Origin of the sequence: Selenomonas sp. ND2010 (assembly GCF_000702005.1) — a bacterium.
In the GTDB taxonomy this organism is placed as follows: domain Bacteria; phylum Bacillota; class Negativicutes; order Selenomonadales; family Selenomonadaceae; genus Selenomonas_A.
On sequence record NZ_JNKI01000002.1, the window covers coordinates 196,544 to 221,992 of the forward strand.

Below are 25,449 nucleotides of genomic sequence, written 5' to 3' on the forward strand. Positions count from 1 at the left end.
GCTATATCACAGGTAAGCCGCATACCGCAGGGGGATGCTTGTTCGGTGGCGGTATCAGTGAGAACGTAATCGAAAAATTCCTGCTGAATAACATCCGTCCGCTATTAGAATCATACCTCATTCATTTTGACTAGCAAAACAAGCATGTTCCAGAAAAGGATAAAATAAAATCCATCAAGATAAAGCTTTCCCGATTGAAAGACCTCTACCTTGATGGATTGATTGATAAAGATAGTTATAAAGTTGATTATGAGCGACTGCAAAAAGAGCTCGCCCAGGCTGCCTATGCAGCAGCCAATCAAAAGACCATATCACCACTAGTCGATAAAATCATGGATGACGATGATTTCGTGAATACCTATCTCACTCTGCCACGCGAGCAGAAAAGAGAACTTTGGCAAAGCCTTATCCAGCGCATTGAGCTGGGCCGCCCCCCGAAAGAACGTGGAAAATCCTATAAGGATATCCGCATATTCTTATACTGAAAACTATACATTTGCCTTACCAGTACTTCCGCGTTTAGTCATCGGGATGCCCTGTTTGCAAAGTGGGCATTCTTCTGGTTTGTAGGTTTCGACGTTCATGTGGAGAAGGGCTTCGCAGGGAACGTCGCCGAAGTTGGCTTTGCCACCGCTGCGGTCAACGAGCATGCTGACAGCTACAGGGATGCCGCCATGGGCTTTGACCACTTCGATGACTTCCTTGATGGAGCCGCCAGTCGTTACGATGTCTTCGACAATCAGGCAACGTTCGCCTTCATGCAGGGAAAAGCCGCGGCGGAAGGTCATCTTGCCATCGACGCGCTCGGTAAAGATTGCCCGCGTGCCCAAAGCCTTGCCTGTCTCGTGAGCGAGCAGGATGCCGCCCGTCATCGGGCCGACGACGGTTTCAATGTTGGCATCCTTGAATTTTTCGGCCATGGCCTTGCAGAGTTTTTCCGTGTACTCCGGTTTCTGGAGTACGTTGAATTTCTCTACATAGTGCGGGCTGTGCAGGCCCGAGGTCAGGACGAAATGTCCGTCCATGATGGCATGGCTCTCTACGAGCAATTCTTTAACTTCTGCTTCTGTCATTTATCTTACACTCTCCATTTCTTTAAGGATGGCCTCGGCTGCAGCCTGGGGATCTTTGGCGGCGCGGATTGGGCGGCCGATGACGAGATGGCTGGCACCATTTTGCAAAGCCTTAGCCGGCGTTGCGATGCGGCTCTGGTCATCGACGCTTGCGCCCTCGGGCCGTACGCCCGGTGTTACGATCAGGAAATCCGGACCGCAAGCTTCGCGGATAAGCGTAGCTTCCTGCGGCGAGGCCACGACACCGTCAAGCCCCGCTTTTTTCGCCAGTTTTGCATAGCGCACAACGGCGCTTTTTATCTGCAGTTCCTGGCCGAGCCCTTCCCAGTCTTCCTGATTGATGCTGGTAAGTACCGTCACGGCAATCAGCTTCGGACAGGGGATGCCGCGTTTATCGGCTTCCGCATGCAGGCGTTCAGCGGCGACCTTCATCATGGTGTAGCCGCCGCCTGCATGCACATTGAGCATCGTTGCACCCAAATCCATCAAGGAGCACAGCCCCCCCCCTACCGTATTGGGAATATCATGCAGTTTGAGGTCCAAAAATACATCTTTTCCCTGGGCCCTGAGCCATTTTACGACGTCGCCGCCGACGCTGTAGAAAAGCTCCATGCCGACTTTATAATAGGATACGCTATCTCCGAGCGTATTGACGAGCGCCTTGACATCCTCCAGCGTATGGAAATCAAGCGCTGCAATCAAACGTTTATCTGCCATAACGTGCTCCTTTCGTTTTTCGCTAATTTATCCAATCTGGACCTTGCCAACGATATCCTGGATGCTCCCAAGATTGCGTTTGGCCAAATAATCGTTGAGTCCATCGCAAATCTTCATGGTCACGGCCGGGTCGGCAAAGTTTGCCGTACCGACCGCCACGGCGCTGGCACCAGCCAGGAAGAACTCCACGGCATCCTCCCAGCAGGAAATGCCGCCCATGCCAATGATTGGCACCTTGACGGCGCGAGCAACCTGCCAGACCATGCGCAGGGCCACGGGCTTTATGCAAGGGCCGGAAAGGCCGCCCGTGATATTGCCCAGCGTCGGCCGCTGGGTATGGATGTTGATTTCCATGCCCATAAGCGTATTGATGAGCGACAGGATATCGGCACCGGCATCTTCGCAGGCTTTGGCCATCGTCACGATATCGGTGACATTAGGCGAAAGCTTCAGGATGACCGGTTTTTTTGTATGTTTTTTGGCCTCGCGGACCACGGCGGCCGCCGCTTTCGGGTCCGTGCCGAAGACGATGCCGCCTTCCTTGACATTGGGGCACGAGACGTTGAGCTCAATGGCGGCGACGCCTTCGACATCGAGCATCTCAGCCAGTACGCCGTATTCCTCGACGGTGCTGCCCGAGATGTTGACGATGACGTTCATGCCATACTGGCCGATACGCGGCAGCGTATCTTTTAAGAATACCTCAACACCGGGATTTTCCAGGCCGATGCAATTCATCATACCCATCGGCGATTCGGTGATGCGCACGCCATCATTGCCGCGGCGCGGCTTTAGCGTTGTGCCTTTGACCATGACGCCGCCAAGACGCGAAAGGTCGACAAAGTCCGCGAACTCTTCGCCAAAACCGAAGGTACCCGAGGCTGTGAGTACAGGCGTGTTCATGGCAATGCCCGCCAGATTCGTATGCAGTTTTGCATCTTTTTCCTGCATGACCTGACTCATGCGAACACCTCCCCTGCCTCAAATACCGGGCCGTCCTTGCAGACCTTCTTGCGTTTACCGTCAGTCGTATCGATGGAACAAGACAAGCAGGCCCCCAAGCCGCAGCCCATGCGTTTTTCCAGCGATACCTGACAGCGCAGTCCATGCTCCTTGGCAATTTTCGCAATGCCCTTCATCATGATTTCGGGGCCGCAAGCGACTACAAGGTCATAGTCTTTCTTTTCCAAAAGCTCGGGCAGAAGCGTCGTGGTAAAGCCCTTCGTGCCAAGACTGCCGTCATCGGTGGTACAAAAGATTTCCTGTACCTTGCCCGTGAATAAATCCTGCCAGAAAAGCTCCCCAGCGGTCTTGCCTCCCATGAGCACATCGGCTTTGCCCTGCATGACCGCGGCATAAAAGAGCACGGGCGAAAGCCCCATGCCGCCGCCGACAATCAGTGGCTTTTTCGCCGTGGTATCAAAGCCATGACCAAGAGGCCCTAAGACGTTTATGGTATCGCCGGCTTTTAGCTCCGATATAGCTTTTGTGCCTTTGCCCACAACGCGGTAGATAAAGGCCACGGTGCCCTTTTCCTTATCGGCAGCGGCAATGCCGACCGGGCGGCGCAGCAGACAGTTGCTGTTCAAGATGCGCAGCTGTACAAACTGGCCAGCCTCGGCAAGCGCAGCCACCTCAGGGGCCTTTACCACCAGTTGGAATACCTGGTCGTAAAGCTCCTGCTGGCTTACGATATTGGCGTCAACCGTTACTTTTTCCTTAGGCAAGTCCATCACCACCACCGACATAATCCTGAATGGCCAGGCTGTAAACGAGGCGGCGCTCCCGCATGAAGGAGAGCACGCGCAAGACTTCCCAAGCTGTATCCAGCGAGGTCAGGCAGGCAATGTCATGCTCGACTGTTGCGCGGCGAATCTTGAAGCCATCCTTTACGGAGTGCTTGCCCTGGGTCAGCGTATTAATGACCATATTGATCTTGCCGCTCTTGATGCGTTCGATGATATCGGTGCTGCGCTCGTGGACTTTGCCGACGACTTCGACATCGATGCCCATCGACTGGATGGTCTTGGCCGTGCCTTCGGTAGCGGCAATCTGGAAGTCAAGCTCCGAGAACGCCTTGGCCAGCTGTTTCATCTCTTCTTTATCTTTATCAGCTACGGTGAAGAGCACGCAGCCCTTCGTCGGCACATGCGTGCCCGAGCCGATGATAGCCTTGTAGAGGGCGCGGGCATAATGGTAATCGATACCCATGACCTCGCCCGTCGATTTCATCTCTGGTCCGAGGGCGATATCCACATCGGTCATCTTGGCAAAGGAGAAGACCGGTGCCTTAACAGCGACATACGGTTTCGGCGGTACAAGACCGGACTTGTAGCCAAGGTCTTTGAGCGTGCTCCCCATTGCGATGCGCGTGGCCAGATTGACCATCTTGACATCCGTGACCTTCGAGAGGAACGGTACCGTACGCGAGGAGCGCGGGTTGACTTCGATGATGTAGACCTCGCCATCGGCGACGACGAACTGGATGTTCAGGAGTCCCTTGACATGCAGGGCAACTGCCAGGCGTTTCGTGTAGTCGATAATCGTGTAGATGACCTTCGACGGCAGCGTCTGCGGCGGATAGACCGCAATCGAGTCGCCCGAGTGGACACCGGCGCGCTCGACGTGCTCCATGATGCCCGGGATGACCACATCGACGCCATCGGAGATACCATCTACCTCGACCTCGGTACCCTGCATATAGCGGTCGACGAGTACCGGATGATCCGGTGTGACTTTTACGGCACGACTCATGTAGTCGCGCAGCTCGTCTTCGTTGTAGACGATTTCCATCGCACGTCCGCCCAAGACATAGGACGGGCGGACCATGACCGGATAGCCGATCTTGGCAGCTCCCGTGATGGCATCCTCAAGATTCGTGACGCTGATGCCCTGCGGACGCGGAATCTGCGTCTGCGTGAGGACTTCGTCGAAGCGCTCGCGGTCCTCGGCGCGGTCGATATCGTCAACCGACGTGCCGAACACTTTGATGCCTGCCTTCTGCAGCGAGGCAGCGAGGTTGATTGCCGTCTGGCCGCCAAACTGGACGATAACGCCTTCCGGTTTTTCCTTGTCGATGATGTTAAGTACATCCTCGGTCGTCAGCGGTTCGAAGTACAGGCGGTCGGAGATATCGAAGTCCGTCGATACCGTCTCGGGGTTGTTGTTGATGATGATGGCCTCGATGCCCATCTCCCGCAGTGCCCAGACCGAGTGAACCGAGCAGTAGTCAAACTCGACACCCTGGCCGATGCGGATCGGCCCCGAACCAAGGACGATGACCTTGCGGGCGTTCGAGGTCTGTACCTCGTCCTGCTCGGCGCGGAACGTCGAGTAGTAGTACGGCGTAGCCGCTTCGAACTCAGCAGCGCAGGTATCGACCATCTTGTAAGCCGGCAGGATGCCCATGCTCTTGCGCGTCGTGCGGATTTCATCGACAGATTTGCCCGTGATTTCGGCAATCGAGACATCGGCAAGACCTACGTTCTTAGCCGCCAGCATGTGTTTTGGCGTCAGAGGCTCGCTCTTAAGGGTCGTCTCGACATCGGTGATGTTCTTGATTTTATGGATGAACCATTTGTCAACTTTCGTGATGGCATGGATTTCATCGACGGTGGCGATGCCGCGGCGCAGTGCCTCGGCAATGACGAAGATGCGCTCGTCGTTGATGCGCGCGAGGTTCTTCTTGACGCGCTCGTCATCCCAGGCATCCATCTTATCCATATGCAGGCGGTGTACGCCAATTTCCAGCGAACGCACAGCCTTGAGGATGGCTCCTTCGAAGTGGCGGTCGATGCTCATGACCTCGCCCGTTGCCTTCATTTGCGTGCCCAGCGTGCGGTCTGCATAGACGAACTTATCAAACGGCCAGCGCGGGAATTTGACGACGCAGTAGTCAAGGGCCGGCTCGAAGCAGGCTTTCGTCTTCTGGGTGACCGCGTTAGTGATTTCGTCGAGCGTATAGCCGATGGCAATCTTGGCCGAAACCTTGGCAATCGGATAGCCCGTCGCCTTCGAAGCCAGTGCTGACGAACGGCTGACGCGGGGGTTTACCTCGATGACGTAGTATTTGTTGCTGTTCGGGTCGAGGGCATACTGCGCGTTGCAGCCGCCTTCGATGCCGAGCTCGCGGATAATGCGCAAGGACGCGCTGCGAAGCATCTGATATTCGTGGTCCGTCAACGTCTGGGACGGTGCCACGACAATGGAGTCGCCCGTATGGACGCCGACCGGGTCGAAGTTTTCCATGTTGCAGACGGTGATGCAGTTGTCATTGCCGTCGCGCATGACTTCGTACTCGATTTCCTTCCAGCCGGCCACGCTGCGCTCGATGAGGACCTGGCCAATCATCGAATAGTTGAGACCCTTGATGACGATATCGATGAGCTCTTCTTCGTTCTCCGCGATACCGCCGCCCGTGCCGCCCATCGTATAGGCCGGGCGCACGATGACCGGATAGCCGATTTCGTTGGCAAACTCAACCGCCGACGGCACATCCTCGACAATCGTCGACTCCGGAATTGGCTCGCCGAGTTTCTGCATCGTCTCTTTGAACATTTCGCGGTCTTCGGCCTTTTCGATAGCCTCCAGCGGCGTACCCAAAAGCTCGACGCCGTATTTTTCCAGCACGCCGCGCTCTGCCAGCTGCACCGCAAGGTTCAAGCCAGCCTGACCGCCCAGCGTTGCGAGTAAGCCATCCGGACGCTCCTTCGAGATGATTTCCTCGAGGAATTCCGGCGTCAGCGGCTCAATGTAGACGCGGTCGGCGATATGCGAGTCGGTCATGATGGTGGCCGGGTTCGAGTTGACAAGGACGACTTCCAGCCCCTCTTCTTTCAGCGAACGGCAGGCCTGGGAACCGGCGTAGTCAAACTCTGCGGCCTGCCCGATGATGATTGGGCCCGAGCCGACGACCATGACTTTTTTGAGATTTTCTTTCTTTGGCACAGTTTATTCCCCCTTGAGCATCGTCCAGAACTGATCGAAAAGATACATATTGTCATCCGGTCCCGGCGATGCCTCCGGGTGGTACTGTACCGAGAAAATCGGCAGGTCTTTGTGGCGCATGCCCTCGACCGTGCCGTCGTTGACATTGATATGCGTAACTTCGAGCGGCAGATCCTTGAGCGATTCCTCGTCGACGGCATAGCCGTGGTTCTGCGAGGAAATCTGCACGCGGCCCGTCAAGAGGTTCTTTACGGGCTGGTTGCAGCCGCGGTGGCCGAACTTGAGCTTATAGGTTTTTGCGCCCAAGGAACGCGCGAGCAGCTGATGTCCAAGGCAGATGCCAAAGATCGGTTTCTTGCCGATGAGCTTTTTGATTTCTTCGACGATTTCCGGAACGTCTGCCGGGTCGCCAGGGCCGTTCGAGAGGAAGATGCCGTCCGGATTGAGAGCCAGGACTTCATCCGCCGTCGTATGAGCCGGCACGACCGTGAGCTTGCAGCCGAGGTCATGCAGCGATTTCAAGATATTCTGCTTGACGCCAAAGTCCATGGCTACCACATGAGGCGCATCACTAGACTCAGCTTCCATCGTATACGTTTCCGGCGTCGTGACTTCCATGACCACATCCTTCTTGATGGGCACGGCAAAGAGCTCATCGATTTCCGTCTGCGCGGCGTCCTCGGGCACGATGATACCCTTCATGGTGCCTGCCGAACGAATCTTGCGCGTGACGGCGCGTGTATCGACGTCGTAAAGGCAGGGTACCCCCTGTTTCGTCAGGAAGTCCGCCAGGCTTGTCTCATAATGCCAGTTGCTGCCCACTTCGCAGAGCTCGCCGATGATGAAGCCATTGACAAAGGATTTGCGCGACTGCATGAAAAGGTCCGCGATACCGTAGTTGCCGACCATCGGGTACGTGAGCGTCAGGATCTGACGGCAGTAGGATGGGTCGGTCAGGCTTTCCTGATAGCCCGTCATGCCTGTATTGAAAACAACCTCGCCGGTTGCCTTGATATTATTCAAAAGTTTGCCGTGGAAAACGGTACCGTCCTCCAGGATCAATTTACCTTTCATGAAATCACCTCATATATTTAAAGAACTTCGCCATCCTGCATGACAATCTTGCCAGCAACGACCGTCAGTACCGCTTTGCCTTTGAGCTCGCGGCCGATGAACGGACTATGGCTGCCCTTCGTGTAGAATTTCTTTTCGTCAACCGTCCAGGTAAGCTCGGGATCGATAACCGTGATGTCGGCGCTCTTGCCGACTGCCAGCGTACCAGCATCCATGCCGAATACCTTAGCCGGCTCACAGGTCATCTTGGAAACGATGGTCGTAAGATCGAGCTTATGCTGATGATAAAGGTCGGTCAGCATGATGCCCAGCGACGTCTCAAGGCCTGGGAAGCCACTCGGTGCATAGATGTACTCGCGGTCCTTGTCCTCCTGCGCATGCGGGGAATGGTCAGTGACAATCGCGTCAATCGTGCCGTCTTTGAGGCCTTCGAGCAGTGCCTCGCAGTCCTTCTGAGCGCGCAGCGGCGGATTGATTTTCGTTGACGTGTCAAACAGGTTGACGCATTCGTCGGTCATGGTCAGGTGCTGGGGCGTGACCTCGCAGGTGACGCGCACGCCGCGTTTTTTGGCCTGACGCACGATGTCCACCGCGCGGGCCGAACTGATATGGGCCACATGGACGCGGGAACCAGCGTACTCGGCCAGCATGATGTCACGGGCTACGGCGATGTCCTCAGCGACCGTCGGGCGCCCTTTGAGGCCGAGCATCGCACTACGGTGGCCTTCGTTCATCACGCCGTCTTCGACGAGCGACGTCTCTTCGTCGTGGTTGACGATGACTTTGTCGAACGTATGCAGATAATCAAAGGCATTCAGCAGCACTTTGGCCTTCTGGTCATAGTGGCCGTCATCGGAAAAGGCTACGGCCCCAGCTTCGATCATATCGCCAAGCTCAGCGAGCTCTTTGCCTTCCTGCCCCTTCGTCACGGCACCGATGATTTTCACATGGACTTTGGCGACATCCTCGGCGCGTTTCTCGAGACTGCGCACCATGGCGGCATCGTCGACTGCCGGTTTCGTATTAGGCATCGTGCAGACCGTCGTAAAACCGCCAGCTGCCGCAGCATTGGCGCCCGATTCAAAGTCCTCTTTGGCCTCCTGGCCCGGCTCACGGAAATGTACATGCAGGTCGATGAGGCCCGGCGTCACGACTTTGCCCGTGGCATCGTAGACCTCTGCCCCAGCAGCTTCCAGGTTTTCGCCGATTGCCTTTATCTTGCCATCCTCGACGAGTACATCGGCGATTTTATCGAATTTCTCGGCCGGATTGATGATGCGGCCGCCTTTAAGCAAAAGTTTCATTCCTGTTTTCCTCCCGTCAATACCAAGGTAAAGAGTGCCATGCGGACTGCGACACCATTCTGGACCTGTTCCTGAATGGCCGAATTATCGCCATAGGCAGTGAACGGAGAGATTTCCCAGCCCTTGTTCATCGGGCCCGGATGCAGGATAAGGACATCGTCCTTGGCAAGCTTCAGGCGCATGTCGTTGAGGCCGAAGATACGCGCATACTCACGCGTCGTCGGGAACAAGCCGCCCTTCATGCGCTCGAGCTGGATGCGCAGCACCTCGATGACATCGGCATTAGCGATAGCATCCTCGATGCGCTCGTGGACAACGACGCCCGGCTCCTGATAGAGGAAGCGCGGAATCAGCGTCTTCGGCCCTGCGATATGGACTTCCATGCCCATCTTGCGCATGCCGTAGATATCCGAGCGCGCAACGCGGCTATGCAGCACATCGCCGATGATGGCGACCTTGAGCCCCTCGAGATGTCCCTTGTGCTCCTGGATCGTGAAGAGGTTTAAAAGGCCCTGGGACGGATGTGCATGCGCACCATCGCCGGCGTTCAGGATTACCGGGCTTACGACGCGGGCGGCATATTCAGCGGCCCCCTCGGCCTTATGGCGCATGACGATGGCATCGACGCCCATGGCCTCCACCGTATAGAGGGTATCGCGCAGGCTCTCGCCCTTGACGATGGAGCTGGTGCCCGCCGTGATATTTACCACATCGGCGCCGAGGTATTTACCGGCGAGCTCAAACGATGTGCGCGTGCGCGTGCTCGGCTCGTAAAACAGCGTGACAATGGATTTTCCGCGCAGTGTCGGTACCTTCTTGATATCGCGGTGGATGATATTCTTCATTTCCTTCGCGGTCTCAAGTACGAGACGAATCTCCTCCGGGCTGAAATCCTCCAGGCCCAGTACGTTCTTGCCTCGTAACGATACATTAGTTTTTCCCAAGTCAATCACTCCTTAACATGTTGACAGTCATAATTATACATTACTTATGTATAAAGTTTCAAGGAGAAATCCATTGCCTTTTGCTATTTATTCATCAAAAAAGGGCTTTCCCATGCGTATGCATAAGAAAGCCCAAGCTTTACGATAAACTTATAGCGTTGTAGATTGCTTCCCTTATGCGCATCGCGGTACGCATTTTAAAAGGTAATGTATTTATATGTCCTTGAGCAGCTCTCGTCTGCTTTGCACTTATTATACCTTCACCGCGGACAAAATGCAAGGGTGTATTTTTATTTTTTCAAGGACATGTGACATCTTTTCCGATCCGTGAATAAAAAAAGGAACGCTTCCGTTTATGGAGCGCACCCTAAAATTTTAAACTGCCGACGGAACAAATTCCTCCTCGGCGTACCCATACCTTGCTGTAACACGGTATATCAGGCGTTCATCCTCGGCACTGCGAATCGTGATATGATCAAGATCCCTCAGCATCGCCTTAATATCCATGACAGCTGCCATACTGCTAATATAATCGATAGCCCTGGCCATGCTTATTTTATGCCGCTCTGGTTCAAGGGCTCCCTCATGGTAAATGTCCATATGGACTTTGGCCTCTCGGTTCACCGGATAGCGACATAACTCCGGTTCCCAAGCGTTCGTTATCTTCTTAATCCGCTCGATTTGTTCCATTCCATTGCTTCTCCCCATCACTTACATCATAGACTACAATTTCAACATACATCATAATAGCAGGATGGGCGGTGAGCGTCAAGGCCTAAAGTCCCAACAAATGAAATTTAATCTCACTTCAAATATTAAAGGGCGCAAAGAGTTTCTTCATGTAATTAAACCCTTTGTTGATTGCCTTAATAAGTGGTTCCATCGTCTTAGGTTGACGAATGACCAGTTGCATGACTTTATGACGCAAATTGCGGTATTCGGCATCAAATTCACGCAGTTGTTCTTCCATTTCCATTTCCACGGATACCTCAGGAATATTCGAAAGCTGAATTTCCGACGCGCGACCGCTGATCTTTACAGCATCGCCACGAAAAGGAATGTAGACCTCTTCCCCACACTCTTTCTGAATGCGGGATTTTAGTGCTTCCTGTCCTTGCGCTTCGCCATGGACGATAAACACTTTAGCCGGCTTGGGATCCTGGAAATTACGAATCCAGCTCATCAACTGATTGGCATCAGCATGGGCGGAGAAGCCATCCAGCATTTGAATCTGTGCCTTCACAGCAACTTCTTCTCCCAACACGCGAACGCGTTTGATGCCATCAATCAAGCGGCGGCCCAAGCTGCCTTCGGCTTGATACCCAACAAAAAGAATCGTGGATTCTGGACGCCACAGATTGTGTTTTAAGTGATGCAGGATACGGCCGGCATCTGCCATCCCGGATGCTGACAAGATGATCTGCGAACTTTCCGAGCTGTTGAGCGCCCGGGATTCCTCTGGTGTTTCGCAAATACGGACCTGCGGGAATTCAATCATTTTTCCATTTTGCCCAAACATCTGGATAGTCTCTTCATCAAAATCTTGAAAATTACGCATAAAAATGCGCGTCGCATTAATAGCCAATGGGCTGTCAATGACGATGGGAATATCTCCATCGAGCCTTCCCGCCTTCCAAAGATTATAAAGATAATACAAAAGGGTTTGGGTACGGCCAACCGCAAAGGACGGAATGATTACGTTGCCGCCCCGATCCATCGTATCGTTGATGATTTCGAGCAGTGCAGTTTCTTTATCGTAAATCTGATGAAGCCGATCGCCATAGGTAGATTCGACGATGAGGAAATCAGCGCCCGTTACCACCGCCGGATCCTTGATAATTGGCTGGTTGGGCTGCCCCAAGTCTCCGGAAAATACGAGTTTGGTGGTTTTGGTATCTTCCGTAACCAAAATCTCCACGATTGCCGAACCTAGGATATGACCGGCATCATGAAACGTAACCGTGACATTATCCCCTAAAAGGAATTGTGTTTCGTAAGGCATGGGAACAAAATGTTCCAACGCATCGGTTGCATCCTGCAACGTATAAATGGGTTGAATGGGCTCCTCTCCGCGGCGCCGTCCCTTGCGATTGGATAGTTCCGCATCCGATTCCTGGATATGGGCGGAATCTGGAAGCATGATCTGCGCCAAATCGCAAGTCGCCTTGGTCGCGTAAACCGTGCCTTGAAAGCCTTCCCGGACCAGTTTGGGTATAAGCCCGCAATGATCCACATGGGCATGCGTAAGGAGAACACCATCGATATTAGCTGGATTAAAGGGAAAATCTTCATAATTATGTTCCCGAATCCGGCGCGCTCCTTGAAACATTCCACAATCGATTAAGTAGTAACGTTCAAGCGTTTCCAGCAAATAGCACGAGCCTGTAACCGTATGTGCTGCTCCTAAGAATTCCAACCGCATGAGAATCCACTCCTTTGCTATTTCTTTGTTGATAATATTCGAAAAATAACAGGAGATTTCCTGCTGCAGGCAAGAAAAAACTACTATCCTGGCGACCTTTGCCAAGACAGTAGTTTTCGTTCCCCATATTTGTTTCATAGATTGCGCACAATCCCCCACAAGAGAAGGATCACCACACAGAACCAAGTCAATATCTTTGCCGGTACCCATGACCATTTGGGTGGATTATACTGGTGCAATATCAGCAGCAATATCAGCGGTGACAAAAGCAATACGACCGGATTTGCCGCATAGGCACCAGCAAAATCACCATAAGACAATCGCACAAACATAGTCGTGATGCCACATCCCGGGCAAAGAAAACCGGTAAATGTCCGAATGGGACAATGCAGGGTAATAAACGAATAACGGGCACTGAGCAAATAAATCAGGCCTACGATAAGAAGGCACCATTTAGATAAGCCCGGCCGTTTTTTACGCATCAAAATTCATCTGCTGCGGCAGCTGGCTGCCATTTTGTGCATCAAAGTCAATAACATCATTGATGCTGCTCTGAATCAACGCATAGGAAACGATTCCCAGGGCAAAAACTGCCAAAACAATGTAGAGCAGGCCACTGTTGTTGTCCGCATGCATCCCGCGCATCGTTTTTGCTTCCGTCATCGTCTCGCCCATTTTATAGAGCCAGTAAAAACTATAAATGCCGCAAGTCAAAAGGGTATATAAAATCACCATTCCGCCCGAGGCCGTAGTCTGCCGGCCTAACAGGCAATGGGCTTCTTCGGTCATCTTATACATCCAGTAAATGCCATAAATGCCGCAAGTGATTAAAGTGAATACGATAGCGAGTCCAATACTTCTTTTTTCCATAAGAATCTCCTCTTTTACTATAAATTTAATAAATTCCTACGTAAGTATACGACGTAAAAATTAGGAAATCCTTTAAATTTTTATAAAAAAACACTAAATTCTATATTCACCAGAGGATAGGATTATTCCGGCTGAAGTTCCGAAGAATCCTCCCATTCTTGTTTTTCCGTCGGATTGGCCGTTTTTTTTGTTTCGTTGAGCAGGAAGCGGCGCGTAATGCTGGCAGCCAGCCCTTGGTAATAGCCAGCTGTCTCTGCCTCACTCCGCACACTGTCACCAACGATGTTGGCGATTGCCAGTGAAACTAAGATTCCGATTATCGCACCGAGGAAACCACCAAAGTAATCAGCAACCGCAATGAGAATCAGACTGGATATGAGCAAAAACATTCCGTCGCCAGCAGCATTAGCAACGCCAAAACTGCCCGTATATTTTTTCCGTGCCTGTAACGACAGCTGATTATAATAATGCTGAAAGCACCATGGTATCGCATAATTATTTAGTTCATCGAGAGTTGCCGGATGAAGTTCCTGATCTACCCGGCTGTTTTCGCACAGCTGTACAAAAAATGAATTGTTCTGGAAGTCGCAACGAATGACAATCTCCCAACCTTTGGCAATGGAAAACACACAGACAGGAATTTCGCCATCATAATCGTATTTGGGGGTATTATCCTGTGCTGCCCGTTTTATAAAAATCCCTTTATCGTCTTGATAGACTTTTGTTTCAATATCATAATACAATTCACAATCACTCCTAGGGGACAATTATATCATACCTTTTCTGGGGAATCTATGATGAAATTCATTTATTTGCATTTATTCTTCAAGTAATTTTTATTTTTTGGTATAGAAAAAGCGACTGCGCTATTCGCAGCCGCCCAATCGTCCTAATTTATTCTTCGCCAATCATTCGAACTTCTGGTTGTAACTCTACTCCGTGCTTTTCTTTGACCCGACGCTGAACTTCGTGAATCAGATTCACAACATCGGCTGCCGTAGCACCGCCGGCATTAACGACAAAACCGGCATGTTTGGTGGATACCTGAGCACCGCCAACCGAAAAACCCTTTAGTCCCGTCTGGTCAATCAATGTTCCCGCAAAGTATCCTTCCGGACGTTTGAACGTACTGCCAGCACTTGGCATTTCCAGTGGTTGTTTGCTCTCACGGCGCTGCGTATAATCAGCAATCTTAGCACGGATTTCCGTTTCCTCTCCACGCTGTAGCTGAAGCTCTACTTCGCAGATTGCCTCCCCATTGCTCTGGAATACGCTGTGACGATAGCCAAGCTCCATTTCTTCATGGGAGAACGTATGCAAATTCCCCTGCTGATCTACAGCACGAACGACATCGGCAACATTTTTCGTCTCACCATCGTAGGCACCAGCGTTCATGAAAATAGCGCCACCTATGCTGCCCGGAATGCCACAAGCATACTCAAGCCCTGTGAGTCCATTCGCAGCTGCACACTCGGATACATCTTTCAAAAGGGCGCCAGCCCCCGCAATAATCCGCGTTCCCTCGCAGCGAATCTTAGCCATCGGTGATGCAAATTTTACCACGACGCCACGGATACCTTTATCGCGAACCAGCATGTTCGAACCATTTCCCAGCATCGTCAAAGGCAGCTCGTAATCTTTTACAAGTGTTAAGACCTTCTGCACTTCTTCAAGGGACGCAGGAAAAATCAGACAGTCTGCCGGGCCGCCAATTTCAAAGGTGGTATGTTTACTCATGGGCTCATCCAGCAACAATTGCTCTGGCTTCAAAAACTCCTGACAAGCCTTGATAAAATTTTCATTGATTTTCATGCTATATCATCCTATCTGTTATTTCGACCACATGCGAAGTCCCGGACCGGCTTCGGCAAGATTTGCATAATTCATTTGACGCATTGCTTCATAAGCGACAATGGCGACAGAATTCGAAAGGTTCAACGAACGAGCTTCAGCAATCATTGGAATTCGTACAGTGCTCTCCCAATTGGCATTGAGGATTTCCTCAGGAATGCCGGCAGACTCTTTGCCAAATACCAGCATATCATCATTCGTATAAGCCACTTCCGTATGAGCACGCGGTGCCTTTGTGGACAAATAATAGAAATTATGTCCATGATACATTGCAAGAACTTCATCGAAGTTTTCATGATAATGTACCTTGACTAAATGCCAATAATCAAGCCCTGCCCGTTTTAAGTATTTGTCATCGGTAGAAAAACCAAGGGGCTTGACCAAGTGCAGCTCGATACCAGTTGCCGCACAAAGTCGGGCAATGTTGCCCGTATTGCCGGGAATTTCCGGCTCTATCAAAACTATATGCAAAATCCACACCTCAAATCGTATTTCAACGTTCCTTATTATAACGAATTCCCCCAATAAATACAAGCCTTCCCCTGGGGGAAGGCTTGTATCGCGTTGACAAGTCAACATGACTTGTCAGATTGACTTGTCAATCTTATTTGAGAACTGCACCAGTGCTGGCAGACGTAGTGAGTTTTGCATAACGGGAAAGATATCCATGCTTGATTTTCGGTTCTGGCTGTTTCCAGTTGGCCTTACGCTTTGCCAGTTCTTCCTCACTGACCTTGAGTTCCAGCTTACGGTTCGGAATATCAATCAGGATGGTATCCCCATCTTCAATCAAGGCGATAGGACCACCCTCCATTGCTTCTGGTGATACATGCCCCACGCATGCTCCCTGGCTAGCTCCACTAAAACGACCATCGGTTATGAGACCGACCTTGAGGCCGCGTCCCGTGATAACTGCCGTTGGGTTCAGCATCTCCTGCATGCCGGGGCCCCCTTTCGGCCCCTCGTAGCGGATGACAACGACATCGCCATCGACGATATCTCCAGCCATGATTGCATCGCAGGCTGCCGTCTCCGAATCATAGCATTTGGCCGTACCTTCATAGGTCAGCATATCGTCTTTTACGGCCGAAGCCTTAACTACCGCATAGTCTGGGGCAAGATTGCCCTTGAGGATGGCGATGCCGCCTTCTTTACGATACGGTTCCTCGACACTGTGAATGACATTACGGTCTAAAACTTTTGCATTCTTGATGCGCTCACCCATGGGGCCGGTTACCGTCAAAGCATCGAGATGAATGAGTCCTTTCTTGGAAAGTTCATTCATAACCGCAGAAATGCCGCCAGCTTCCTCAAGATCAACCATGTGATGCGTTCCGCCCGGACTCAGTTTCGTGATATAAGGGGTGCGGCGAGAAATCTCGTCAAACAGCGGTGCCGGGATCTCAATGCCTGCTTCATGAGCGATAGCGGTCAGATGCAGAACTGTATTCGATGAACCACCGATTCCCATATCCACGGTGATAGCGTTTTCAAAGGCCTTGCGCGTCAGAATGTCACGCGGCTTGATATCGTTTTGAACCAAATCCATGATGACGGCACCCGCACGTTTCGCTAGCAAGCGGCGTGCTCCTGTGTAGGCGGCAGGAATCGTGCCATTGCCCGGCAAAGCCATGCCGAGGACTTCCGATAAAGAGTTCATGGTGTTGGCCGTGAAAAGACCGGCACAGGAGCCGCAGCCTGGGCAGCATTTTTCTTCGAGGTCACGCATTTCCTCCTCGGACATTTCACCAGCAGCATATTTCCCGGCTGCTTCAAAAGCCTGGCTAACGCTGACGTCACGGCCATGGAAACGTCCTGGCAGCATCGGTCCCCCCGATACGACTACACAAGGGATATTGAGACGAGCAGCCGCCATAAGCATACCTGGTACGACCTTATCGCAGTTTGGAATCAGCACGAGACCGTCAAAGCCCGATGCCATCGCCACCGACTCCACCGAATCGGCGATGAGTTCGCGGCTGGCCAACGAATATTTCATTCCCTGATGCCCCATGGCAATACCGTCACAAACACCGATAGCTGGAAATTCGACTGGTGTTCCGCCAGCAGCGGCCACGCCCAGCTTGGCTGCATCAGCAATTTCACGAAGATGGATATGCCCAGGAATGATTTCATTGAAGGAATTGCAAATGCCAATCAATGGCTTTTTCAAATCTTCTGGACCATAGCCATTGGCATGGAATAACGAACGATGTGCACAGCGGGTAGCGCCCTTCTTAACGATGTCACTTCTCATTTTTCAACTCTCCTAATCCTGAGACATAAACTTCATCGCGAAAAATGTCTATCTCATTTAGACAATTGATGATAAAATCTCATTACATAGTTACAATTCTACTTCATTCACAGCCGAAAAACAAGTGATTAAGAAAAATTATTTACACTATTGTAAGAACTTATTAGAATTCTATCCCTTTTTGTGCCTTGATGCCCTGTTCATAGGGATGTTTGACTTGCTTCATTTCGGTAACCAAATCCGCTCTTTCGATGAGTTCCGGCCTTGCCTCACGTCCAGTCAAGACCAGGTGCAAATCTTTGGGACGACAATCCAAAAGTGAGAGTACATCACTTACGGTAATGAGCCCAAACTTAACCGCATAATTGATTTCATCGAGAATGACCAAATCCCAGTCGCCACTCGTAATAGCCTCTCGAGCCATTGCCAAGGCCTTGTCAGCAGCTTCTTTGTGTTCATCTTCCTCATGCTCATCTGTATTGGTAAAGCCTAACCCGCATTGCTTGATGGTGATACGGCCATCCACAGCCGCTAATGTCTCGATTGTCTTGAGTTCGCCATATTTCCAGCCGCCTTTGATAAATTGCAGGATACAGACGCGAAGACCATCCCCCCAAGCTCTTATAGCCAACCCTAACGCAGCCGTAGTTTTGCCTTTACCATTTCCCGTATGAACGATAACCAAACCAAACTTTTCCAATACCTATCACCTCTAAAATATGTTATACTTAGTGTTATACAATATTTTAAATAAAATTCCTGCAATTTGGTGTTATATATGAAGAAATTTTTACTTTTTACCTTTGTAATCGCATGTTTTACGATATTTTTCGCCTACGTCGCAGAAAAAACCGATCTTCTTGGTCTTCAGGGCATGACGCTTCAGACCTCCTTTGATGAACACGATGGACATATGATCCTGTCCTGGGATCCGCTTCCTTATCCGTGCTTCTACAAAGTCGATACCTATTCCCATACAACGGGGCTTATCGAAGGCGAGCCGGAATATCATTTCTTTACCAGTGGCTTTACCCATAACGCTTCCTATGAAGTGCCGCGCAGCGGCATTCCCACTTGTTATCGCGTTACGGCTTACGGCCTTTTTGGCCCATTGACTCCGCCATCTGAGCCAATTGAAAATCCCATTTACAACAAAAACGTGCCGTCGCCATCGACCATTTATCATTATACGGAAGACAATCCCGCCAGCTTAATGCCATTTCTGGTTTGGCATGCTGTGCCCAACGCTGTCTGCTACGAGGTGGAACTTTTGGCAGGTAAACCGGCACAGGAAGGCGGCACTACGCTCGATAAAGCCAACCATTTGGAAAGCACTCGCATGATTTTTACCAATGGCTGGCAGGCCAATCTGCAAAAATATGCCCAACGCAAATTCATCTATTGGCGTGTTCGTGCGCTTGACCTGCATCACAATCCAATCGGCGAATTTTCCAAGGCCGAGGAACTTCACATCAATCCAGACCTTCCTCAGCCCAATCATCCGCTGCTCAACACTTTTGACCAGATGCCAAATTTCCAGATGCCAGTCTATCCGGTCTATCAGTGGATACCGCTAAATAATGCCACCCGCTATGAGGTGGAACTTATGATACATCCTCCAGCGGAAGAAAATGGCACTACCGCCGAAGAAAGTGCCGTCTGGCGCAAAACCGTCGAGGTGGCTTCCGCCTGCTACGATGAATATCCCCGTCCTTATGCTGGCGATTATTATTGGCGTGTGCGCGCCGTAGATCCGCGGGGGCAAACCATTGGCAGTTGGTCCGATACGGCCCATTTCACAATGCCAGAGCTTCCTGAGCGAGTGCCGGTTGCCGTTCTTGGTGACAGCATCACCCATGGTGGCGGTGCAGTTTCTAATTCACCGGCAGCGCTAGAATACAGCTATACCACCTATTTTGATTTCCCTTGCTTGAATCTTGGACGAAGCGGCGATACGTCAAAGACTTCGATGGAACGTTTTGACCAAGATGTATTGCCCGTTCATCCGATAAATCTGTTGATTCTCACGGGAACCAACAGCTTACGCGCCCCCAACACTACTCCCGAAAGCGTTGTAAATGATTTGAAAGTCATTCGGGATAAATGCCTAGCCAACGACATCCGTCCGATCTTTATGACGCTGATGCCGGTCAATCCGAAAAATATCCTCTTCGCATTCCAAGCTCCGACGGACCCAAAATGGGAAACGAAACTCCAAATCATCAACGGCTGGATTCGCCAGCAAGATTACTATATCGATTTGGAACCGTACTTCTACGATCCGACCCACAAAATCATGGACAATAAATTCTCCGTGGATGGTCTTCATCCTGACGTCTATGGCAAAATGCTAATGGGAGAAATCATCAATATGAATCAGGATAAGCTGCTTCGATAAAAAAGTACTGGATTCGAAAAAGAATCCAGTACTTTTTGCTTATTGAATGCAATTGATTGAAATTTGTTCACAAATATCATTGACACTGTGCAAAAACTTGCGTATACTTGGTAGCATGTTTTGAAAATCGAAATAAGGGAGTTTCGATTTTCAAAACATATTGGGATAAAAAGATGTTAAGGATTTTTGAATTGGGATTTGTGGAAAATCCCCAAGGAGGATATTATGAAGAATCTTGAATGGTGCGAACTCGCGAATAAATTTTATGCATTCAAAAGCGTTGCTGATCAGCTCGGCTTTTATGTTCCGGAGCTGCAGGGCATGGAACACAGCCTGGAGCTTTGCCGTCCGTTTGCCTTTGACGCTGCAGTAGAAAACAAAGTTCGCAACCTGTCTGAAACGCAGCTTCCGAAGATTGACTTCTCGAAGCTGGCTGTCGCTCATCCGCCGATTTACGATGAAAACGACGAATTGGCTCAGGCCTAACATAAAAAGAACTCACTTCTCATTTTGGGAAGTGAGTTCTTTTTTTAATCCAGATATTCATGCAGCTTTTGGAAAAGGCTGGGAAGGTCGATGGGCTTTAGGATATAATCGTTCATGCCACTCTCCTTGGCCGCCTTGCGGTCTTCATCAAAGGCATTGGCAGTCATCGCAACGATTGGTACGGTCTTCGTCCATTCGGATTTCATAGAACGAATCATTTTCGTAGCCTCCAGACCGTTCATGACTGGCATTTGTAAATCCATCAATATCAGTCCATACCCATAATCCCCAGCTTTTGTTACCATATCAATTGCCTCTGCCCCATTGGTGGCCAATTCCAGCTCGATACCAGTTCCTTCCAGCAGAGCAAAGACAATCTCGGCATTGATTTCATTGTCTTCCACCAGCAGCACACGCCCTTGAATCTTTTCACGATTCAAGACCTCGCTACTGTTATCGAGCTTATTGCCTCCCATGGTTGGCATTTCGATATAGGCTTCATTGATTTTACTGCCTACCGGTACAATGATCTCGTCATTCTCTTCCGTGGTATTGGCCGATTGTTGCGATTCATCCACCAGTCGGAAGAGAAAATTCATCGTAATTTCCGTACCAGTCCCCAGCTCACTCCAAACAGAAATATCGCCGCCCATCATATCGACGATATTTTTGACGATAGCCATGCCAAGCCCTGTTCCTTCGGTCTTGCTGACGGTACTCGTACGCTCGCGGGTAAACGGCTCAAAAAGATGGGAAAGGAACTTCGGATCCATGCCGATTCCCGTATCGCGAATCGAAAAGGTAAAGCTGGCATACCCCGCCGGTGCTTGAGCATGCTGCGAAATCTCCAAGGCAACCTTGCCGCCGGGTTTGGTGAATTTCACCGAGTTTGACAGACAGTTTAACAGCACCTGCTTAAGACGCAAGTAATCGCACATAATGCGAGTGTTCTTTATCTCGTCCATATCCACGGTAAACTCCAGCTGATGGGCCTGCACATCTAACTGCAAGATATTGTGGATCTCTTTTACTACATCGCCCAAATCAGTCTCGGATTCGCCGAGATTCATGCGCCCGCTTTCGATACGGCTCATATCGAGTACGTCGTTTATCAGCGATAGCAGATGATTGCTTGCCGTAGCGATCTTATCCAGATATTCCCGCACGCGGCTAACCTCTTCGATATGAGCGGCCGCCAGAGCCGTATAGCCCATAATCGCATTCATCGGCGTCCGGATATCGTGGGACATATTGGTCAAAAAATCCGTTTTGGCCTGATTGGCAGCATTTGCCTGCTGCAAAGCCAGCTCCAATTGTTCATGCTGCAGGGCAAGTTCATGGTTCTGCTCGTTGATGAGTTTGGTCATCTCAAGTTCTTTGGCCTGATTGTAGTCAATACCGATAAAGGACAGAATAATACGGGTAGCCTTTCCATCCTCGCCGCGGTCATGGACCTGGAATAAAGCCCGGCGCCAGGTATTATCCTTGCCGGTTAGTTCGTAAATATACTCACGACGCTGACTGCCACCGATAAAGTCTTTGACAAACAACGGGTTCGCCAGGTTCTTCCAAACTTCCTGATATTTGGGTTTAACACGCGTTACGATCTTGTTTATAACCGTCTGGTAGGAAACCGTTGTGCCATTTTTATCTTCGGCTCCTTCTGGTGCTCGGAAGATACGGATATTGCCCGCATTCAAATCGCAAAAATATACCGCATCGTATTCCTTAATCAATTGCTTATTGACAATCGTCGTGGCAATATCCTGGTCGCGCAGTCGTATCCCAAGAACCACGGCACCAGCTTCTCCTTCGACTGGGTCCACCCCTACGAATTTCATCTCACCAAAGCGTACTTGTCCATCCAGCAGCAAAGAAAAACGAAAACTATACGAATGCTCCGTCTTCAGCTTTTTTCGAACCACGCTCAGTGAGGCCATAGCCCGGACACGCAACCGTTCTAAGGGATGCACTTTCGCCTCTACATATTCCTTCATGGCCGCTTCATAATTCGCATCCCCTTGTGCCTGATCAGCCATGCAGTCGCCGAGAACATTGGCAGCGGATAAACATTCCATGCTTCCGTTGGCCAATTTGATACGATATGTGGCTGCATACTCTTCCGCTAATGCCAGCAGGGCATCCAGGTATTCACGTTTCATTGCTGAGGCAATTTGATTCCCCTTATTGATATCGTTCATTTTTTAGCTCCTTATGACATCCGCACAATATCAGCCGGCATTGCGGCAGATTGCTTCAATCGTTGCGGCAATCTTCTCTAACGGCACCTGTTCTTCGACGGCTCCTAATTCATAGGCAGCCCGTGGCATTCCGTATACCACAGAGGACTGTTGATCCTGCCCGATCGTTCGAGCCCCACAGCGAAGCATATCTAGTAGGCCCTCGGCTCCATCGCATCCCATGCCCGTTAAGATAATCCCCAGCGCAATATCCCCCGCTGCTTGAGCAACCGAATGAAACAACACATCCGCGGAGGGACAAACCCCGTGAACGGGGCGTCCCGCACGGCATTCGATTTTGAACCTTCCCTCGGTCCGATGTATCGTCATGTGTTTGTGCCCAGGCGCAATATAAACGGTATTGGGCGCAACGATGTCGCCATCTTCGGCCTCCTTGACCGTCAGCGAACATTCCCGATCCAGTCGTTCGGCTAACCTGGTAGAAAAGACCGGCGGGATATGCTGCGCAATCATAATCGCGGGAAGCGGCGGCTTTAACAGCGGCAAAATATCCGATAAAGCTTTGGTACCTCCGGTAGAAGACCCAATGGCAATGATTTGGATATTGGTACCCTCGCGTGCAGGCACGGGTTTAATGACTGGCGCCTGCACGCGAAACGGCCTGGAAGCAGCCCGCTCATCGAACGGCACCTTTATCGGTTCTGGTTTTGCCTTTTGCGTTTCCTGCCAAATATCCCGCGTTATCATCGTACTTTGGCCAACGGTTGTATTGGTCTGCTTACTCTCGTGAAATCCATCTATGACGGCTTTGGCCAAATCCGCATAGAAAATCTTTTTATCGAGTCCTGGCTTTGGTTTTACGAGATACTCAAAAACACCCATAGCCTGTGCCCGGCTGCGGGTGCGTTCTAACATTCCATAAGCGATGATCGGTGCCTTAGTAGTCCGAGAAAGTACCTCCAGGAAATGCTGACTTTCGATTTCCTGAATTCCCATAAAGAAATTTAATACGACAACATTGGGATTAAATATACGGATTTTCAGTACGGCCTCTTCGGCTTCCGTAGCACTTTCTAGCTGCACCCCATCAATACGTGATCTCAATCCACCAAATAGCGTGTCCCGATAAAAGGATGATGGTTCAATCACCAGAACACGTATCGTATCCATGTCGTTACTCCTTTTCCCCTTATCCCGTCATTCATTTTGCAGATTACTCTGCCGATATCCCCTGGTACCAGCTCTGCACTTTTTCCGTGGCAACGGTTGTTGCACCGGAATGACCGCTGAGAAGAGCTGTCGAATCCGGCAGCGAAAGTATTTCTCTTACAATGCTTTTCATCAGGGTTTCGCTGTCCCCACCGGGCATATCCGTCCGGCCATAGCTTCCAGCAAAGATAGAATCTCCCACAAAAGCTACATGATCCCGCAGGTTGTAATACATACAGCCATCCGTCGTGTGTCCAGGGACTGGGATCATATGAAGGCGAAAGTCTGGATTCGCTTGCAAAACAATATCGGTATTATCCTCAAGATACGTAACATCATCAAGCGTTATCGGTTCACCGGTTTGAGCGGATAGATTCCATACCGGATTTTCGGCATAATCCCGTCCGTTCTTTTGCATGAGCACCGGAATCTTCAAAATACGCTGCAAGTCATTTACTGCACCGATATGGTCAAAATGACCATGCGTCAACAGGATTTTCTCCAATTGAAAGCCTCGTTCTTTGACGATTTCCAGCAGCTTATCTGGTTCTGCACCAGGATCGATAAGGAAACCGTGCTTCGTATCTTCATCAATATAAAAATAGGCGTTGGTTGGAATATAACGCGCCACGGGAACTTGTAATATCATATAGTCTCCTTTTGCCCGCCTCATACAGGCCAATCCTTCATAAATCGTTTCATAAAATCTATTCGTGAACTTTTCCTAAAAATCCTGCTTTTCCTATATTTTTTGCACTTTACGCAGGCAAATTCCTACCGAAAAAACTCGTCAATGCGCATAAAAAAGACTATCGCATAATTCGTTAGCAAATCAATGCGATAGTCTCTTTTCTTGAAAATAACTGTTATCTTTCGATTAAGGCTGAAAAATCAAATGCTTTTCAAAGGGAACCCGGACATTTACCCCTTGGTAGTAAATGGGCGCAAATCGCATCCCCCACAAAGCTTCCTGAGCGGCTTCACGGAATCCAAGATTGGGCGGATTATTCAAGATGGCTACACTTTCGACGCTGCCATCCAACCCCACCATAATCTGCGCTACGACTTCTACCACATTACTGTAGCCAATACTTCTTGCTTCATCGGGATAAATTGCCTCAGCATCGTGCAAGAGCTGATAGCTGATTCCAGCGGAACTAGCTGCCGTATATGTTCCATCGCCATTGGGAGAAAAACCTGCGCCAAGGCCTTGGGAAGTTCCTGTACCCTCCCCACCGGTTCCGCTTCCTCCCGCATCATTCGTGCCATTGCTCGTACCCGCACCGCTGCCATCCGCTGCTCCTGCAGCGGAATCACTGCCTGCAGGTTGCGCGGGAGCATCCAGTGCAGCCACAGCTTGCGCCATAGCTTCTGCCGCATCGGTTGCTGGTTGCACAGCCTTCGATGCATTCCTATCTACGGGAGCATGTCCGCGTAAACTTTGTAGTTCTTCTACAGCCGCCACCGATACCGTTTTTATCCTAGGGCCTAAGGAGGACTGCGCTCCACCATTTGCGGCACTTCCGCCCGCCAGTCCGGCTGCTGTTGATTCTGCCACAAAGCCAACCTCGATTGATGGCTGTTGTTCAGGCTCTTTCCGCAACCAATTAAGACCTAGGAGCATAACAATCGATAACAGCAAAACATGAAAGCCAACCGCCAGTCCAAAATAATAATTCCAGCTTCGTTTTCTCAT

24 protein-coding genes are annotated in these 25,449 nt (G+C 50.6%); 3 read left to right on the forward strand and 21 right to left on the reverse strand.

The annotated features are described in order from the left end of the window. The first annotated feature begins 194 nt into the window (after nucleotides 1–194). The gene (locus tag T504_RS14385) at nucleotides 195–485 is read left to right on the forward strand and encodes a hypothetical protein (RefSeq protein ID WP_051635167.1); all 291 of its coding nucleotides are present in this window, start codon (nucleotides 195–197) and stop codon (nucleotides 483–485) included. 3 nt (nucleotides 486–488) lie between these two features. Here T504_RS14385 and pyrE read toward each other — a convergent pair whose 3' ends face one another. The 17 genes from pyrE to cobO all read right to left on the reverse strand — a co-directional run bounded on the left by pyrE (nucleotide 489) and on the right by cobO (nucleotide 18,159). Then, nucleotides 489–1,073 (reverse strand): orotate phosphoribosyltransferase, encoded by a 585-nt coding sequence (pyrE, locus tag T504_RS0102525; protein WP_033169462.1) that lies wholly within the window; start codon nucleotides 1,071–1,073, stop codon nucleotides 489–491. Next, the gene (pyrF, locus tag T504_RS0102530; protein ID WP_033169463.1) at nucleotides 1,074–1,790 is read right to left on the reverse strand and encodes an orotidine-5'-phosphate decarboxylase; all 717 of its coding nucleotides are present in this window, start codon (nucleotides 1,788–1,790) and stop codon (nucleotides 1,074–1,076) included. 27 nt (nucleotides 1,791–1,817) lie between these two features. After that, the gene (locus T504_RS0102535; RefSeq protein ID WP_033169464.1) at nucleotides 1,818–2,753 is read right to left on the reverse strand and encodes a dihydroorotate dehydrogenase; all 936 of its coding nucleotides are present in this window, start codon (nucleotides 2,751–2,753) and stop codon (nucleotides 1,818–1,820) included. Further along, complete coding sequence (locus T504_RS0102540; RefSeq protein ID WP_197018668.1) at nucleotides 2,750–3,523, reverse strand: dihydroorotate dehydrogenase electron transfer subunit; 774 nt, start codon at nucleotides 3,521–3,523, stop codon at nucleotides 2,750–2,752. Before T504_RS0102540 ends, T504_RS0102535 begins: the two co-directional genes overlap by 4 nt. Continuing rightward, a complete protein-coding gene (gene carB, locus T504_RS0102545) occupies nucleotides 3,510–6,737 on the reverse strand; it encodes a carbamoyl-phosphate synthase large subunit (protein WP_033169466.1) in 3,228 nt (1,075 codons plus the stop codon). Before carB ends, T504_RS0102540 begins: the two co-directional genes overlap by 14 nt. Nucleotides 6,738–6,740: 3 nt before the next feature. After that, a complete protein-coding gene (carA, locus tag T504_RS0102550) occupies nucleotides 6,741–7,811 on the reverse strand; it encodes a glutamine-hydrolyzing carbamoyl-phosphate synthase small subunit (protein ID WP_033169467.1) in 1,071 nt (356 codons plus the stop codon). Between the two features lie 17 nt (nucleotides 7,812–7,828). Next, nucleotides 7,829–9,115 carry a dihydroorotase gene (locus tag T504_RS0102555; RefSeq protein ID WP_033169468.1) on the reverse strand — a complete coding sequence of 429 codons (1,287 nt, stop codon included), beginning with the start codon at nucleotides 9,113–9,115 and terminating at the stop codon, nucleotides 7,829–7,831. After that, nucleotides 9,112–10,059 carry an aspartate carbamoyltransferase catalytic subunit gene (locus T504_RS0102560; RefSeq protein WP_033169469.1) on the reverse strand — a complete coding sequence of 316 codons (948 nt, stop codon included), beginning with the start codon at nucleotides 10,057–10,059 and terminating at the stop codon, nucleotides 9,112–9,114. The genes T504_RS0102555 and T504_RS0102560 overlap by 4 nt, the downstream gene beginning before the upstream one ends. A 375-nt stretch (nucleotides 10,060–10,434) precedes the next feature. Next, complete coding sequence (locus T504_RS0102565) at nucleotides 10,435–10,749, reverse strand: hypothetical protein (protein WP_033169470.1); 315 nt, start codon at nucleotides 10,747–10,749, stop codon at nucleotides 10,435–10,437. 118 nt (nucleotides 10,750–10,867) lie between these two features. Beyond that, nucleotides 10,868–12,481 carry an MBL fold metallo-hydrolase RNA specificity domain-containing protein gene (locus tag T504_RS0102570; RefSeq protein WP_033169540.1) on the reverse strand — a complete coding sequence of 538 codons (1,614 nt, stop codon included), beginning with the start codon at nucleotides 12,479–12,481 and terminating at the stop codon, nucleotides 10,868–10,870. Between the two features lie 134 nt (nucleotides 12,482–12,615). Next, entirely contained in the window at nucleotides 12,616–12,963 is a 348-nt protein-coding gene (locus T504_RS13780) for a DUF2752 domain-containing protein (RefSeq protein WP_051635168.1), read from the reverse strand. Next, on the reverse strand, nucleotides 12,956–13,351 hold the full coding sequence (locus T504_RS0102580) for a DUF4234 domain-containing protein (protein ID WP_033169471.1): 396 nt from the start codon (nucleotides 13,349–13,351) through the stop codon (nucleotides 12,956–12,958). The genes T504_RS13780 and T504_RS0102580 overlap by 8 nt, the downstream gene beginning before the upstream one ends. 122 nt (nucleotides 13,352–13,473) lie before the next feature. Continuing rightward, entirely contained in the window at nucleotides 13,474–14,094 is a 621-nt protein-coding gene (locus tag T504_RS0102585; RefSeq protein ID WP_033169472.1) for a hypothetical protein, read from the reverse strand. A 151-nt stretch (nucleotides 14,095–14,245) separates the two neighbouring features. Continuing rightward, nucleotides 14,246–15,163 (reverse strand): UDP-N-acetylmuramate dehydrogenase, encoded by a 918-nt coding sequence (gene murB / locus T504_RS0102590; RefSeq protein ID WP_033169473.1) that lies wholly within the window; start codon nucleotides 15,161–15,163, stop codon nucleotides 14,246–14,248. Between the two features lie 18 nt (nucleotides 15,164–15,181). Further along, nucleotides 15,182–15,673 carry a tRNA (uridine(34)/cytosine(34)/5-carboxymethylaminomethyluridine(34)-2'-O)-methyltransferase TrmL gene (gene trmL / locus T504_RS0102595; RefSeq protein ID WP_033169474.1) on the reverse strand — a complete coding sequence of 164 codons (492 nt, stop codon included), beginning with the start codon at nucleotides 15,671–15,673 and terminating at the stop codon, nucleotides 15,182–15,184. Between the two features lie 133 nt (nucleotides 15,674–15,806). Then, nucleotides 15,807–17,459: a dihydroxy-acid dehydratase gene (gene ilvD, locus T504_RS0102600; RefSeq protein WP_033169475.1), complete on the reverse strand. Its 1,653-nt coding sequence runs from the start codon at nucleotides 17,457–17,459 to the stop codon at nucleotides 15,807–15,809. Between the two features lie 163 nt (nucleotides 17,460–17,622). Beyond that, nucleotides 17,623–18,159, reverse strand: a complete 537-nt coding sequence (gene cobO, locus T504_RS0102605; RefSeq protein WP_033169476.1) for a cob(I)yrinic acid a,c-diamide adenosyltransferase — start codon at nucleotides 18,157–18,159, stop codon at nucleotides 17,623–17,625. Nucleotides 18,160–18,237: 78 nt separating this feature from the next. Here cobO and T504_RS0102610 point away from each other — a divergent pair, with 78 nt between their 5' ends. Together T504_RS0102610 and T504_RS0102615 are read left to right on the forward strand one after the other, a co-directional pair. Further along, on the forward strand, nucleotides 18,238–19,857 hold the full coding sequence (locus T504_RS0102610) for an SGNH/GDSL hydrolase family protein (RefSeq protein WP_033169477.1): 1,620 nt from the start codon (nucleotides 18,238–18,240) through the stop codon (nucleotides 19,855–19,857). Between the two features lie 225 nt (nucleotides 19,858–20,082). Continuing rightward, a complete protein-coding gene (locus T504_RS0102615) occupies nucleotides 20,083–20,343 on the forward strand; it encodes a hypothetical protein (protein ID WP_033169478.1) in 261 nt (86 codons plus the stop codon). 44 nt (nucleotides 20,344–20,387) lie between these two features. Here T504_RS0102615 and T504_RS13785 read toward each other — a convergent pair whose 3' ends face one another. From T504_RS13785 to T504_RS13795, 4 genes are all read right to left on the reverse strand, one after another. Continuing rightward, a complete protein-coding gene (locus tag T504_RS13785) occupies nucleotides 20,388–22,544 on the reverse strand; it encodes a hybrid sensor histidine kinase/response regulator (RefSeq protein WP_051635169.1) in 2,157 nt (718 codons plus the stop codon). A gap of 30 nt (nucleotides 22,545–22,574) precedes the next feature. Then, entirely contained in the window at nucleotides 22,575–23,714 is a 1,140-nt protein-coding gene (locus T504_RS14880; protein WP_051635170.1) for a chemotaxis protein CheB, read from the reverse strand. A 43-nt stretch (nucleotides 23,715–23,757) separates the two neighbouring features. Next, on the reverse strand, nucleotides 23,758–24,402 hold the full coding sequence (locus tag T504_RS0102630) for an MBL fold metallo-hydrolase (protein WP_033169479.1): 645 nt from the start codon (nucleotides 24,400–24,402) through the stop codon (nucleotides 23,758–23,760). Nucleotides 24,403–24,630: 228 nt separating this feature from the next. Continuing rightward, on the reverse strand, nucleotides 24,631–25,449 hold the full coding sequence (locus tag T504_RS13795) for an energy transducer TonB (protein WP_051635171.1): 819 nt from the start codon (nucleotides 25,447–25,449) through the stop codon (nucleotides 24,631–24,633).

Coding starts and splice junctions, on each gene's coding strand:
- T504_RS0102570 (WP_033169540.1), bottom strand. CDS start 12,481: ATGCGGTTGGAATTCTTAGGAGCAGCACATACGGTTACAGGCTCGTGC.
- T504_RS0102565 (WP_033169470.1), bottom strand. CDS start 10,749: ATGGAACAAATCGAGCGGATTAAGAAGATAACGAACGCTTGGGAACCG.
- T504_RS0102580 (WP_033169471.1), bottom strand. CDS start 13,351: ATGGAAAAAAGAAGTATTGGACTCGCTATCGTATTCACTTTAATCACT.
- carA (WP_033169467.1), bottom strand. CDS start 7,811: ATGAAAGGTAAATTGATCCTGGAGGACGGTACCGTTTTCCACGGCAAA.
- ilvD (WP_033169475.1), bottom strand. CDS start 17,459: ATGAGAAGTGACATCGTTAAGAAGGGCGCTACCCGCTGTGCACATCGT.
- T504_RS0102540 (WP_197018668.1), bottom strand. CDS start 3,523: ATGGACTTGCCTAAGGAAAAAGTAACGGTTGACGCCAATATCGTAAGC.
- murB (WP_033169473.1), bottom strand. CDS start 15,163: ATGAAAATCAATGAAAATTTTATCAAGGCTTGTCAGGAGTTTTTGAAG.
- pyrF (WP_033169463.1), bottom strand. CDS start 1,790: ATGGCAGATAAACGTTTGATTGCAGCGCTTGATTTCCATACGCTGGAG.
- T504_RS0102630 (WP_033169479.1), bottom strand. CDS start 24,402: ATGATATTACAAGTTCCCGTGGCGCGTTATATTCCAACCAACGCCTAT.
- pyrE (WP_033169462.1), bottom strand. CDS start 1,073: ATGACAGAAGCAGAAGTTAAAGAATTGCTCGTAGAGAGCCATGCCATC.
- T504_RS13785 (WP_051635169.1), bottom strand. CDS start 22,544: ATGAACGATATCAATAAGGGGAATCAAATTGCCTCAGCAATGAAACGT.
- T504_RS13780 (WP_051635168.1), bottom strand. CDS start 12,963: ATGCGTAAAAAACGGCCGGGCTTATCTAAATGGTGCCTTCTTATCGTA.
- T504_RS13795 (WP_051635171.1), bottom strand. CDS start 25,449: ATGAGAAAACGAAGCTGGAATTATTATTTTGGACTGGCGGTTGGCTTT.
- T504_RS0102555 (WP_033169468.1), bottom strand. CDS start 9,115: ATGAAACTTTTGCTTAAAGGCGGCCGCATCATCAATCCGGCCGAGAAA.
- T504_RS0102615 (WP_033169478.1), top strand. CDS start 20,083: ATGAAGAATCTTGAATGGTGCGAACTCGCGAATAAATTTTATGCATTC.
- T504_RS14880 (WP_051635170.1), bottom strand. CDS start 23,714: ATGGATACGATACGTGTTCTGGTGATTGAACCATCATCCTTTTATCGG.
- T504_RS0102610 (WP_033169477.1), top strand. CDS start 18,238: ATGAAGAAATTTTTACTTTTTACCTTTGTAATCGCATGTTTTACGATA.
- T504_RS0102535 (WP_033169464.1), bottom strand. CDS start 2,753: ATGAGTCAGGTCATGCAGGAAAAAGATGCAAAACTGCATACGAATCTG.